An 11,930-nucleotide genomic window follows, 5' to 3' on the forward strand; every position below is an offset into this window, starting at 1 on the left:
ACGCCATGAGCCGTTCCAATCGTCACTCCCTAGCCATCGGCCTGACGTCCGTACTCGTTCTTGCAACTGGTTGCGCCCCGGCGTGGGCGCAGGAGACGGACCACGCCGCACACCATCCGGCAGCCAAGCCGGCTGCGTCACCATCGTCGCCAAGGCCCGCGGATCCGCACGCCGGCCATCTACCGACTTCACCGGACAAGAGTTCCGACGATCACGGGACGATGAACCACGGGAACATGCGGCACGGAGCTGCGAATCCTGCCGACAGCGAACACACCGGGATGGACCACTCCACGATGGACCACTCCACGATGGATCACTCCGGGATGGATCACTCCACGATGGATCACTCCGGGATGGATCACTCCGGGATGGATCACTCCGGAATGGATCACTCCGGCATGGATCACTCCGGCATGGATCACTCGGGCATGGATCACGCTTCCATGGGCCATCAACCTGGTGTCAGCGAGGACCTGCCGCCGACGGCCGAGCCGCGCGAGCCAATCCCGGTTGTCACGCCGACAGATCGGGCTGCGGCGTTCCCGGACCTCGACGAGCACCTGATGCATGGTGAATCGATCAATTCCTACTGGGCGCTTGACCGGCTAGAGGCGTGGGACGCGGACGAGGACGGCACCGGCATGGCCTGGGAAGCACAAGGCTGGGTGGGTACCGACTTGAACCGGCTCTGGCTGCGCAGCGAGGGCGAGCGTGCAGGTGGATCCACCGAGTCGGCGGATGTGGAAGTGCTGTACGGCCGAGCGATCGCCCGATGGTGGGACGCAGTCGCCGGTGTCCGCCATGACTTCGCCTTCGGCGGCGGGCCGTCGCGCACCTATGCCGCGCTCGGTGTGATCGGTCTTGCGCCGTACAAATTCGAAGTCTCCGCGACGGCCTACCTAGGCGAGTCCGGTCAGCTCGGGGTAGGTGCGGAAGCCGAATACGAAATGCTGTTCACCAACCGGCTGATCGGCCAGTGGCTGGTCGAAGGCGAGGCCTGGAGCAAGGACGATCCGGCGGTGGGAATCGGCAGTGGGCTGAGCAAGGTCGAAGCCGGTTTCCGCTTGCGCTACGAGTTCCATCGACAGTTCGCGCCCTATGTCGGCGTGGTCTGGGAGCGTGCTTACGGCGGAACCGCAGACCTCCGTCGCGCAGCATCAGGCGATGTTGACGACACCCGGATTGTGGCGGGCGTCCGCATCTGGTTCTGACAGGAACTGGCATTGAGCCAGCGTACGCAAGGCTGGCTGAAGTTTCTTCAGCGACACACACACCACTGATTTCGGAGTTCACGCATGAACGTAACACCCGTCACCCTCGCCCTCGCACTGGCATTTGCCGTTGTGTCGCCCGCTATGGCGCAGACAACCCAGGCGCATGCACATCACCCCGCCACTGCGGCAGCGGCGAACGTGGATGTTCCTGCCGCCGCCACGGCCGCCGTCGCCGTGGTAGAGCGGTTCAACACCGCACTGTCCAGCGAAGACCTGGCAACGGTCGGATCCCTGCTCGCTCCTGACGTCCTCATCCTCGAGTCCGGTGGTGCCGAGCACAGCCGCGAGGAATATCTGGGCCACCACGCCATCAGCGACGCGGCGTTCCTCAAGGCTGCCCATCGCCAACTCCTGCGCCAGCGCGCACGAACCGCTGGTGAGTTCGCATGGGTGGGAACCGAAAGCGAGCTGCACGCCCAGAAGGACGGCAAGCCCCTGACCGTTCTGAGCACCGAGACAATGGTGCTGAAGCAGACCGCCGACGGCTGGCGGATCGTCCACATCCACTGGTCCTCGCGGACCAAGCGCTGAGCGCAGAACCGACATGAATGCTTACGGATTGAACCGACTGACGTGGGTGGTTTTCGCGGTCGCCGGCCTGGGTGCTTGCACGCAGGCTAGTACGCCTGCGCAATCCACCACCGCGCAGACAGCACAGGTCGTCCCGGGAACACCCGCCGTGACTCCAGCAGCCCTGCCACGCATGACCGTCCATAAAACCCCGACCTGCGGATGTTGCGGTGCCTGGATCGAGCACATGAAGAAAGCGGGCTTCGCGCTGGACGTGCACGACATGGATGACCTGGGCCCAGTGAAGGAGCGACTGGGTGTGCCCTACGCCAAGGGGTCCTGCCACACCACCGAGATCGCCGGATACGTGATCGAAGGCCATGTTCCAGCCGCCGACATCAAGCGCCTCCTTGAGGAAAGGCCGGACGCACGGGGCCTGGTCCTGCCCGGAATGCCGCTCGGGTCGCCGGGCATGGAAGTCCCGGATGGGCGCCAGCAGCCCTACACGGTCGAACTGGTCCATCACGACGGAACCACCGAACCATTCGCGCAGCACTGAGCCATCGGCGAATCAGGGGGCGGTGTAGCGGGCGCGCCGATTCTCGTCCGCGATGAAGCAGGAGATCCACATGACTCACCATTCCGAAGACCACCGGTCCCAGGCCATGAACACGTGCATCGACAACTGCACGCAATGTCATGCGATTTGCCTGGAGACCATCAACTATTGCCTGACCAAGGGAGGTGCACACGCAGCACCGGAGCACATCGCCCTGCTGGCGACGTGTGCCGATATCTGTGCCACCAGCGCCGACGCGATGCTGCGCGGTACGAGCGTTCATAACGTCATTTGCGGTGCCTGCGCGGAGATCTGCCGCCAGTGCGCGGATGCATGCGATGCCATGAACGACCCCGAGATGACGCGTTGCGCTGAAGCGTGTCGTCGATGCGCGGAAAGCTGCAGCGCCATGGCAGCTTGATGCATCGAGGGTCCCGCCTGCGATGGCGGGATCCTCACCTCCGATTTCACAAGGCACGGCGCCCACTAACGGGGCTTTGCATCAGTCACAAAGAGGTCCATATGAAGTCTTCAAGCGTTTTTCGCTCTTTCGCGCTCGTACTCGCAATCGCGGCAGGGCAGTTTTCGCTGCAGGTCGCGCGCGCCCACGCGGCGTTACAGCAGTCCACACCGGCAGCAAATGCGGTCGTGGCCTCCCCAAGCCAGATCGATCTCGTGTTCAACGAGACGCTGATTCCGCGCGCGTCGCGTCTCAACCTGCTCATGAAGCACGGCAGTTCCACTATGCCGATCGAGAACGTCACGACCGAGATCGTCAACAACGGCAAGACCCTGCGTGCCAAGTTGCCTCGTCCGTTGGCTCCAGGTCTCTACACGGTGGAATACCGCGCTGTTGGAGGTGACAACCACCCCATGCCGGGCAGCTTCAGCTTCACGGTGCGTTGAGGAGTCGAGGATGTTCGACCTGTCGGCCTACGCACTGAGATTCCTGGAATACATGGTTCTCATGGTTCTTTTCGGGGTTCCGCTGTTCGGCTGGTATGGTTTGCGGCGACCGGCACTCGCCGACGCCCTGGCCGGATGGCCCTTCATGGGCATTCTGTTGGTGAGTGCCGCCGTCGGGCTCGTGCTCACCGGGGCCGATGTCGTATTCAAGACCGCCGGCATCATGGGAATGCCGATTGCCGACGTTGATCGCGAATCGCTTGGCTGGTATCTGTTTGAGACGTCCGCAGGCCGCGCAGCCATGGCGAGAGGCGCGCTGCTGATCGCCATGGTGTGTGTGCTCGGATGGCATCGCCGCCGCGGAAAGGTGGAGTCCGCCTTCCCGCTGGCGGCGACGCTGGCGGGCGGCGCACTCGCTTCGCTGGCATGGAACGGCCACGCCGCTGCTGGCGAGGGCATGGCAGGTGCGGTCCGGCTTGCCGCGGGTCTCGTCCACCTTCTCGCAGCAGGCGGCTGGGTCGCAGCGGTCTTGATGTTCTTGGGGATGCTCCTGCAAGGCAAGGAAGCCTCCCGCAACGACCGCCTGCGATCCACGCATGATTTTCTACATGGCTTTTCGACGCTGGGCACGATTTTCGTAGCTGCGCTCATCGTGTCCGGTATCGCGCACTACGGTGATCTCACCGCTTGGTCCTTGCCGACGCTGGTGCAAAGCACCTACGGAAACCTGTTGCTGGTCAAGCTCGCTCTATTCGGCGGAATGCTCGGACTGGGAGCGCTGCACCGTTGGGCGCTGGTGCCACGCCTGGGACGGGCGTTGACCAGCGGAAACCCTGCGCAGGAAGTGCGCGCCCTGCGGCAGAGTCTGGCGGCGGAGGCCATATTGGCCACGTCGATCGTGGGCGTTGTTTCCGTGCTTGGGACCCTCAGTCCCATGTAGCGCTGCAACCGTTGTGCATCACTGATTACCCAAGCGCTCCGCAGCTACCAGTACTCATTGTCTCGGAGCAGGTGTTCTTTTCATCAACCATTGAGAGGGCTCTTATGGGAAGCTTCAGTATCTGGCACTGGCTGATCGTGCTTGCAGTCGTGGTGCTCGTGTTTGGTACCAAGCGGCTGAAGCACGCCGGGCACGACATTGGCCAAGCGATCAAGGGCTTCAAGCAGGGTGTCAGCGACGATCAAGTGACGCCGCCAGCCCAGTTGAGCATCGACGCACGAAACGCTGGCAGCCATGACGCCGAGCGCAGCCACCACGACGAAAGTGTCCCGCGCTGAGCACGCGACTCCGGTCCGAGCCCGACTCAAGGCATGTTCGGCATTGGCTTTTCCGAGCTGTTCGTCATCGCGGTGGTCGCTCTGGTGGTGCTGGGCCCCAAGCGCCTGCCGAACGCTGCAAGGTTCGCCGGCCTGTGGGTCCGGCGCGCGCGCGCGCAATGGCATTCGGTGAAGTCCGAGCTGGAGCGCGAACTGGGCGAAGAGGAGCTCCGGCGCAGCCTGAGTCAGGCGCGCGAGGAACGCAGCGGCCTGGCCGCGCGGGTAGCACGTGCCGAGCTGTCGGGCCGCCTCAGTCCTTGACCTTGCCATCGTGGCAATCTTTAAGCTTGGTACCACGTCCTCGCTGAAGAGCTAGTTCCATGACCTCCGCTCCCATCCACGCGGTCCTCGATCCACCGACGCGCGTCGCCACCCGTTTGAGCCTGCCGATCGAGGGCATGACCTGTGCCTCGTGCGTCGGCCGCGTCGAGCGCGCGTTGAAAGCCATCCCTCACGTCCAGACAGCCGCGGTCAACCTCGCCACCGAACGTGCCGACCTCACCTTCTTTGGCCTGGCCGATCCGCGGGCTGCGGTTCGCGCCATCGAGAGTGCCGGCTACACGGTGCGCGAAGAGACCACCGAGCTCGCGATCGAGGACATGACCTGCGCGTCGTGCGTGGGCCGGGTCGAAAAGGCGCTCGCACAGATCCCGGGCGTGCTCGAAGCCAACGTCAACCTGGCGACCGAGCGCGCGCGGGTGCGCCACCTTGCCGGGGTCGTTTCCACGGCGGACCTTGAAGCGGCGGTCGAACAGGCGGGTTACAAGTCCCGCCGCTTGTCCGTCGATACGGCAAGTGCAGGCGATCATGACGCCGAGCGTCGTGAGAGCGAGGCACGGGGGCTGCGGCGGGCTTTGACCATTGCCGCCGTCCTCACCTTGCCAGTCTTCATCCTCGAGATGGGGTCCCACCTGATTCCCGCCATGCATCATTGGGTGATGGGGGTCCTGGGTCAGCAGACGAACTGGTATATCCAGTTCGCGCTCGCCACCCTCGTGCTGTTTGGTCCGGGGCTACGCTTCTTCCGCAAGGGCGTACCAGCGTTGCTGCGCGCTGCCCCCGACATGAATTCACTGGTCGCCGTTGGCACGGCGGCCGCGTACGGCTATTCAGTCGTCGCGACCTTCGTCCCCGACGTGCTGCCCCCGGGCACCGCCAACGTCTATTTCGAGGCCGCCGTGGTCATCGTGACCCTGATCCTGCTCGGGCGCTCGCTGGAGGCGCGCGCCAAAGGGCGAACCTCACAGGCGATCAAGCGCTTGGTCGGACTCCAGGCCAAGACCGCGCGCGTCGAGCGCAACGGCGATACGGTCGAAATTCCGCTCGATCAGGTGGCGACCGGTGACGTCGTGCTGGTTCGTCCGGGCGAGAAGATTCCGGTGGACGGCGAGGTCGTCGAGGGCGCCTCCTATGTCGACGAGAGCATGATCACCGGCGAGCCGGTCCCCGTATCGAAGGGGGTGGGCGCCGATGTCGTCGGAGGCACGATCAACAAGACCGGCGCTTTCAGTTTCCGCGTGACGAGGATCGGCGCGAACACGGTGCTCGCGCAGATCATCCGCCTGGTCGAGGAAGCGCAGGGTTCCAAGCTGCCGATCCAGGCGCTGGTCGACAAGGTCACCATGTGGTTCGTCCCGGCAGTGATGGCCGGGGCCGCGCTGACCTTCCTTGTTTGGCTGGCCTTCGGACCGGAGCCCGCGCTGTCCTTCGCGCTCGTCAATGCGGTCGCGGTGCTCATCATCGCCTGTCCCTGTGCCATGGGGCTGGCCACGCCGACCTCGATCATGGTCGGGACGGGCCGCGCGGCCGAGCTCGGCGTTCTCTTCCGCAAGGGCGAGGCCTTGCAGGCGCTGCGCGATGTGAGTGTCATCGCGCTCGACAAGACCGGCACGCTGACCAAGGGGCGCCCGGAGCTGACCGACCTGGTGCCTGCCGAAGGCTTCGAATACAACGAAGTCCTGGCGCTTGTCGCGGCGGTCGAGACCCGCTCCGAGCACCCGATCGCAGAAGCGATCGTCGACGCCTCCAAGCAGCGGGACATCACGCTCGCACCCGTCGGGGGCTTCGAGGCCACGCCGGGTTTCGGCGTGTCGGCCAAGGTCGCCGGTCGCACCGTCGCCGTCGGCGCGGACCGATTCATGACGCAGATCGGTATCGATGTGTCGGACTTCCTGCCTGTCGCCCAGCGTCTCGGCGACCAAGGCAAGAGTCCGCTCTATGCCGCGATCGACGGCCGGCTGGCGGCGGTGATCGCGGTGGCCGACCCGATCAGGGAGACCACGCCCGAGGCGATCAAGGCGTTGCATGCGCTGGGACTCAAGGTCGCGATGATCACCGGCGACAATGCCGCGACGGCCGCGGCGATCGCCAGGCAGCTCGGCATCGATGAAGTCGCGGCCGAGGTCTTGCCCGACGGCAAGGTCGCGGCGCTGAAGAAGTTCCGGACCAATGGCGCGCGGGTCGCCTTCGTGGGCGACGGCATCAACGACGCGCCGGCGCTGGCCGAAGCGGACGTCGGGCTCGCCATCGGCACGGGAACCGATGTGGCGATCGAGGCCGCCGACGTGGTGCTGATGTCGGGCGACCTGCGCGGCGTGACGAATGCCATCGCACTCAGCCGAGCAACGATCCGCAACATCAAGCAGAACCTGTTCTGGGCCTTTGCCTATAACGCCCTGCTGATCCCGGTCGCGGCGGGTGTGCTTTACCCGGTGAACGGCATGTTGCTTTCGCCGATCTTCGCTGCGGCCGCGATGGCCCTCTCCAGTGTCTTCGTGCTCGGCAACGCGCTCCGGCTCAAGCGCTTCCAGGCACCCATAACGATCCAAACCCGTACGGGGATGCCCCAGAGCGGGGCGGCATTGCCCAATCCGCGCCAGGCAATCGAGCATTGATCCCAAGGCACGGTGCCGCCTGACTGAACACCAAGGCAGGATCGATGTGGCGGACGCCGGCATGGCGTGTCGAACCAAGCACCCTTGGGTGACCAGGAGAAGAATGATGAATATCGGTGAAGCAGCCAAGTTTTCAGGGGTGTCGGCGAAGATGATCCGCTACTACGAACAGATCGGCTTGATCCCCAAAGCTGCGCGTTCTGAGGCCGGCTACCGACACTACAGCACGCCTGACGCTTATAGCCTTCGCTTCATCCGTCGCGCACGCGACCTTGGCTTCTCTGTCGAACAGATCGCAGAACTGCTGGTCCTGTGGCGCGACCGGGACCGCGCGAGCGCCGACGTGAAGTCGATGGCGCTTGCCCATGCCGCCGGACTGAAGACGAGAATCGCCGAGCTGCAGGCGATGGTGCGAACGCTCGAGCATCTGGCAGAGCACTGCCACGGGGATGACCGACCGGAATGCCCGATCCTTGCGGATCTGGCCGAGCCAACAGCGGCGGAGTCGCGTTCGCAGGGTCCACATAGGACGCCTCGGTTTGGGGCCGACACGCCCGCCTCCTCGCGTAACCGCGGAGTCAGATGACTCATTCGTGGTCGGACGTGCATTCGCAAGAGTTCTCGGCGCCGTTGTCGGCCAGCCGTGAGCAGCTTGCAAACATTCTGCTGATAGCCGATTGACCTTGCCACGCTGTCAAACCCCATATTGATCCGACACCACAGTCGATCAGGAGATCAAGATGCTTCGTTTCCACATTCCAAACATGACATGCGGCGGCTGCGCCAAGTCCGTCAAGAAGGCACTGCTCAGTGTGGACCCCCAAGCCCGCATCGAAACCGACCCACCGACGCGTCAGGTGAGGGTCGATAGCGACATGGACGGGGGCGCGTTCCTCTCAGCGCTCAGTGAGGCTGGGTACCCGGACGAGCGATCAGCCTGAAGCTGGTTCCGGCCGCCGCCGGCGCGCTCTACTCGCGCTCGGGGATCCCGCTGAGCCCGATGGTTGCGGCGCTCGCCATGAGACTGAGCTAGGTGTCGGTTGTGGCCCGCGCGCTTCGCCTGGCCGGGTCGGCTCCGGTTTCGGCGACACCGAAAGCGGCCATGCCGGTCCAGTCACCCGATCTGCCCGGGGGATTGATCTGGATCAGTTGCATCTGACCGAGCAAAAGGTAACCTCAAGCCATGATCCGCCGTCGTCACCGTAGCTGGTTCCAGCGCACCGCCCTGCTCGCGATGGCGGCATTGCTCTGGTCTCAGCTCGCGCTGGCCAGCCATGGCGGCTGCCTGGATCTTCCGGGCACACCCGCCGCCGCAGTCGCGGCCGGCGCGGATACCCCCCACGACCACGGCCACGGCTGCGACGCGGAGCTTCCCTCGGCGGACAGGGCGGTGTGTGCCGCGCACTGCAGCGAGGGGGGTATTTCGGCCGACAGTGGGCGCATCCCACCGGTCCCGCCGCTGTTTGTCGGAGCGTGGGTCTCCTGGTTCGTCGTGGCCGAGGTCGCCGATGCCGGCCCAGGGGTCACGCCCAGCTGGGTGGAATCGCCCCCCAGGGCCGCCTGGCACCGGCCCACCGCCCATCCCGCGGCTCTCCTGCTGATCTGATGCCCGAACGCTGACCCGCCCGCACAACTGTGCGGCGCGGTCCTGTGCGTTCGCGCCGTGGCTGCGTCACGGCATGTGCTCCTGCCCTCGTCCGAGCGACCTGCGTCGCGTCGGCCCAAGGACACTGATATGGCATCTCCGTTCGACCGACTGCAGGCCAGGCGCCTGCATCCTCGCCCGCTTTTCCGCCGTCGGCCACCGCTCCGGCACCTGCTTCCCTGCGTGCTCGCCGGCGCCTTGTGGGCGCTGGCGCTGCCGGTGACCGCAACAGAACCCATCCCGGGGCACAGCCTCGAGTCGATCCGCGCCTGGGTTCTGGAACACAACCCCGAGCTCCGGGCACTGGACTTCGAAACCCAGGCCGCCGAAGCACGGATCCTGCCGGCGGGCGCCCTGCCTGACCCGATGGCCTCCGTTGGATTCCGCGGCCTGGATCCGGACAAGCCGTGGCGCACCGCCGGTGCCGAGCGCCAGGTCGACTACGCGCTGCGCCAGCGCTTCCCGCTCTGGGGCAAGCGAGGCCTGGCGCGGACCGCGGCCAGCCAGGACGCGATCGCGGTCGGACTCGATCGCCTCACCACTGCGCGCGACTTGCTGTCCGACGCCGAGGCGGCCTACGCACGGTATTGGCATGCCGACCAGGCCGTGGCCGTGCTCGATCGCCGCATCGCCCTGCTCCGCCAGGTGGAAGAGATGGCCGGCGTGCGCTACGCCCTGGGCCGCGCGGCGCAGCAGGATGCCATCCGCGCCCAGGTCGAGCAGACCAGCCTCCAGCGCGAGCGGATCGAACGCCTCGCGGCCAAGCAGGAGGCGGCCGCCACGTTGAACGCCGTGTTGGGGCGCCGATCCGATTCGCCGCTGGCGACTCCCGATGAGCCGCCGCGCCTAGTCGTTCAAAGCGCCTCCCTGGCCGAAGCACTGGATGGCGCCGACGCGCACCCCGCGGTCCGCTCACAGCAGGCCCGCGCCGAAGCCGCGCGCACAAACGTGGTGTTGGAGCGTCGCAACCGGTTCCCGGACATCACCGTGGGCGTGGGTGCGATGCAGTTCGGCAACGGCATCGAAAGCACCGAGCTGATGCTGGAGGTCGAGATCCCGTTCCAGCAGCGTGCACGCCGCGAGCGCGAGCGCGAATCGCGCCTGCTCGAAGACGCGGCGCTGGCGCGCATGGACGCCACGCTGCGGGCCGTGGAGGAACGCGGCGCCTCCGCCTGGGCGCGGTGGACGAGCGCACGCGAACGCCGGCAACTGATCGAGAACACGCTGCTGCCGCAGGCCGACGCCACCTGGCAGTCCGCGCTGGCCAGCTACCAGGTCGGCGAAGTCGACTTCGGGACGCTGCTGGAAGCACTCAATGAATGGCAGGGCGCCGACCTCGCACGGGTCGATGCACTGCGTGACGAACTGTTGGGCGCCGCCGCCGTGCGCGCCATCGAAGGAGAGATCCGATGACCCGTGTCCAGACCCTGTCGCTCGCTATCGGCGTTGCACTCGCCGCCCTCGCCGTCGGCTGGATGGCCGGCCGCGCCACGAACGATTCCCCGACCGCGGGCACGTCGGTTGAGGCGCCCGCCGGCGAACGCAAGGTGCTCTATTACCGCAATCCCATGGGGCTGCCCGACACCTCGCCAGTGCCCAAGAAGGACTCGATGGGCATGGACTACGTCCCGGTCTATGCCGACGACGCACCGCCGGCGGCACCGGGCACGGTGGTGCTGCCGCCGGACAAGGTGCAGGCGCTGGGCGTGCGCACCGAAGCGGTCAGGCGTGGGGCCCTGTCCGCCACCGTGCGCACCAGCGGCACGGTCGAGGTCGACGAGACCCGGCAGTACGCGATCGCCCCGCGCTTCGAAGGCTGGGTGGAGCGGCTGTACGCGAACCAGACCGGCATGCGGGTCCGCGCCGGGCAGCCGCTGCTCTCCGTCTACAGCCCTCAGCTGGCCGCGGCGCAGCAGGAATACCGGCTGGCCGACGAGACCGCCCGCAGGCTGGCCGGGTCCGATCCCGCGAGCGCGGCGTCAATGATCCGGCTGCGCGATGCCGCCCGCACCCGCCTGCGCAACTGGGAAATCAGCGACGCGCAGCTCGGCAAGACGGCCCTGGTGCTCACCGCACCCGCGGACGCGGTCGTGATCGAGAAGCCGGTGGTCCAGGGCGCGCGCTTCGAGCCGGGCGAGACCATCCTGCGCCTGGCCGACCTGTCGACGGTGTGGGTGATCGCCAAGGTGCCCGCGGCGCAGGCCGCGGACATCAAGCCCGGCCAGGCGGCCCGGTTTGAAACCGTGGCCCTGCCTGGCCAGGTGGCCGAGGGCGAAGTCGCCTTCGTGCAGCCCATCATCGATGCCATGACCCGCACGGTGGACGTGCGCATCGCGCTGCCCAACCCGGCCGGCGATCTGCGTCCAGGGCTCTACGGAACGGTGCTGCTCGAGGAGCCGGGGTCCGGACCGGTCCTGACCGTCCCGCGCTCGGCCGTGCTCGACAGCGGCACCCGCCAGGTGGTGCTGGTCGAGACCGGCCCCGGCAGTTTCGCGCCGCGGGATGTCACCCTGGGGCGGCGCGGCGGTGACCGGATCGAGATCCTCGACGGCTTGGCAGAGGGCGAACAGGTCGTGGTCTCCGCCAACTTCCTGATCGACGCCGAAAGCAACCTGCAGTCGGCACTCGAGGGACTTGAGGGACACGCAGGACACGGGGCGCCCTCGGGCACCGGCGAGGATCCGCAGCCCGGGTCCGGTGATGGCGCCTCCGACCCGCACGCAGGCCATGGTGACGAAGCCGCTGATCCGCACGCGGGTCATTCGATGCCGGCCACCCCGGAGGAGGCTCCGCCCTCCGCCACCGGCCACGAGGGGCACTGA

At 66.5% G+C, this 11,930-nt stretch carries 13 protein-coding genes and 1 pseudogene; all 14 read left to right on the forward strand.

Annotated features, from left to right (window positions below; translation table 11 throughout):
- The first annotated feature begins 296 nt into the window (after positions 1-296).
- The 14 genes and pseudogenes from K6753_RS05895 (at position 297) to K6753_RS05960 (ending at position 11,930) form a co-directional block, all read left to right on the forward strand.
- Positions 297-1,214 (forward strand): copper resistance protein B, encoded by a 918-nt coding sequence (locus K6753_RS05895; RefSeq protein WP_223675294.1) that lies wholly within the window; start codon positions 297-299, stop codon positions 1,212-1,214.
- 84 nt (positions 1,215-1,298) lie between these two features.
- A complete protein-coding gene (locus K6753_RS05900) occupies positions 1,299-1,808 on the forward strand; it encodes a YybH family protein (RefSeq protein WP_223675295.1) in 510 nt (169 codons plus the stop codon).
- A gap of 13 nt (positions 1,809-1,821) precedes the next feature.
- Positions 1,822-2,346: a DUF411 domain-containing protein gene (locus tag K6753_RS05905; RefSeq protein ID WP_223675297.1), complete on the forward strand. Its 525-nt coding sequence runs from the start codon at positions 1,822-1,824 to the stop codon at positions 2,344-2,346.
- Positions 2,347-2,398: 52 nt separating this feature from the next.
- Complete coding sequence (locus K6753_RS05910) at positions 2,399-2,767, forward strand: four-helix bundle copper-binding protein (RefSeq protein WP_223675299.1); 369 nt, start codon at positions 2,399-2,401, stop codon at positions 2,765-2,767.
- 101 nt (positions 2,768-2,868) lie between these two features.
- The gene (gene copC / locus K6753_RS05915; RefSeq protein WP_100322964.1) at positions 2,869-3,252 is read left to right on the forward strand and encodes a copper homeostasis periplasmic binding protein CopC; all 384 of its coding nucleotides are present in this window, start codon (positions 2,869-2,871) and stop codon (positions 3,250-3,252) included.
- Positions 3,253-3,262: 10 nt separating this feature from the next.
- Positions 3,263-4,192, forward strand: a complete 930-nt coding sequence (gene copD, locus K6753_RS05920) for a copper homeostasis membrane protein CopD (protein WP_223675301.1) — start codon at positions 3,263-3,265, stop codon at positions 4,190-4,192.
- Positions 4,193-4,296: 104 nt separating this feature from the next.
- Positions 4,297-4,530: a Sec-independent protein translocase subunit TatA gene (tatA, locus tag K6753_RS05925; RefSeq protein ID WP_096209561.1), complete on the forward strand. Its 234-nt coding sequence runs from the start codon at positions 4,297-4,299 to the stop codon at positions 4,528-4,530.
- 33 nt (positions 4,531-4,563) lie between these two features.
- Positions 4,564-4,767: pseudogene (gene tatB / locus K6753_RS05930) on the forward strand (Sec-independent protein translocase protein TatB); the annotation flags it as partial.
- Between the two features lie 122 nt (positions 4,768-4,889).
- Positions 4,890-7,463, forward strand: a complete 2,574-nt coding sequence (locus tag K6753_RS05935) for a heavy metal translocating P-type ATPase (protein WP_223675303.1) — start codon at positions 4,890-4,892, stop codon at positions 7,461-7,463.
- Between the two features lie 106 nt (positions 7,464-7,569).
- Positions 7,570-8,049: a Cu(I)-responsive transcriptional regulator gene (gene cueR, locus K6753_RS05940; RefSeq protein WP_223675305.1), complete on the forward strand. Its 480-nt coding sequence runs from the start codon at positions 7,570-7,572 to the stop codon at positions 8,047-8,049.
- 154 nt (positions 8,050-8,203) lie between these two features.
- Positions 8,204-8,404 (forward strand): heavy-metal-associated domain-containing protein, encoded by a 201-nt coding sequence (locus K6753_RS05945; RefSeq protein WP_100322961.1) that lies wholly within the window; start codon positions 8,204-8,206, stop codon positions 8,402-8,404.
- 242 nt (positions 8,405-8,646) lie between these two features.
- Positions 8,647-9,069, forward strand: a complete 423-nt coding sequence (locus K6753_RS05950) for a hypothetical protein (RefSeq protein ID WP_133321320.1) — start codon at positions 8,647-8,649, stop codon at positions 9,067-9,069.
- A 222-nt stretch (positions 9,070-9,291) separates the two neighbouring features.
- Positions 9,292-10,521, forward strand: a complete 1,230-nt coding sequence (locus tag K6753_RS05955) for a TolC family protein (protein ID WP_223675307.1) — start codon at positions 9,292-9,294, stop codon at positions 10,519-10,521.
- Positions 10,518-11,930: an efflux RND transporter periplasmic adaptor subunit gene (locus K6753_RS05960; protein WP_223675309.1), complete on the forward strand. Its 1,413-nt coding sequence runs from the start codon at positions 10,518-10,520 to the stop codon at positions 11,928-11,930. Before K6753_RS05955 ends, K6753_RS05960 begins: the two co-directional genes overlap by 4 nt.

This window comes from Novilysobacter selenitireducens (assembly GCF_020026895.1).
Classification (GTDB): Bacteria; Pseudomonadota; Gammaproteobacteria; order Xanthomonadales; family Xanthomonadaceae; genus Lysobacter_C; species Lysobacter_C selenitireducens.

Excerpts from the sequence above, each read along its gene's own strand:
- copC (WP_100322964.1), top strand. The coding sequence starts at position 2,869 with ATGAAGTCTTCAAGCGTTTTTCGCTCTTTCGCGCTCGTACTCGCAATC.
- tatA (WP_096209561.1), top strand. The coding sequence starts at position 4,297 with ATGGGAAGCTTCAGTATCTGGCACTGGCTGATCGTGCTTGCAGTCGTG.
- K6753_RS05900 (WP_223675295.1), top strand. The coding sequence starts at position 1,299 with ATGAACGTAACACCCGTCACCCTCGCCCTCGCACTGGCATTTGCCGTT.
- K6753_RS05945 (WP_100322961.1), top strand. The coding sequence starts at position 8,204 with ATGCTTCGTTTCCACATTCCAAACATGACATGCGGCGGCTGCGCCAAG.
- copD (WP_223675301.1), top strand. The coding sequence starts at position 3,263 with ATGTTCGACCTGTCGGCCTACGCACTGAGATTCCTGGAATACATGGTT.
- K6753_RS05935 (WP_223675303.1), top strand. The coding sequence starts at position 4,890 with ATGACCTCCGCTCCCATCCACGCGGTCCTCGATCCACCGACGCGCGTC.
- K6753_RS05895 (WP_223675294.1), top strand. The coding sequence starts at position 297 with ATGGACCACTCCACGATGGATCACTCCGGGATGGATCACTCCACGATG.
- K6753_RS05960 (WP_223675309.1), top strand. The coding sequence starts at position 10,518 with ATGACCCGTGTCCAGACCCTGTCGCTCGCTATCGGCGTTGCACTCGCC.
- K6753_RS05910 (WP_223675299.1), top strand. The coding sequence starts at position 2,399 with ATGAAGCAGGAGATCCACATGACTCACCATTCCGAAGACCACCGGTCC.
- cueR (WP_223675305.1), top strand. The coding sequence starts at position 7,570 with ATGAATATCGGTGAAGCAGCCAAGTTTTCAGGGGTGTCGGCGAAGATG.
- K6753_RS05905 (WP_223675297.1), top strand. The coding sequence starts at position 1,822 with ATGAATGCTTACGGATTGAACCGACTGACGTGGGTGGTTTTCGCGGTC.
- K6753_RS05950 (WP_133321320.1), top strand. The coding sequence starts at position 8,647 with ATGATCCGCCGTCGTCACCGTAGCTGGTTCCAGCGCACCGCCCTGCTC.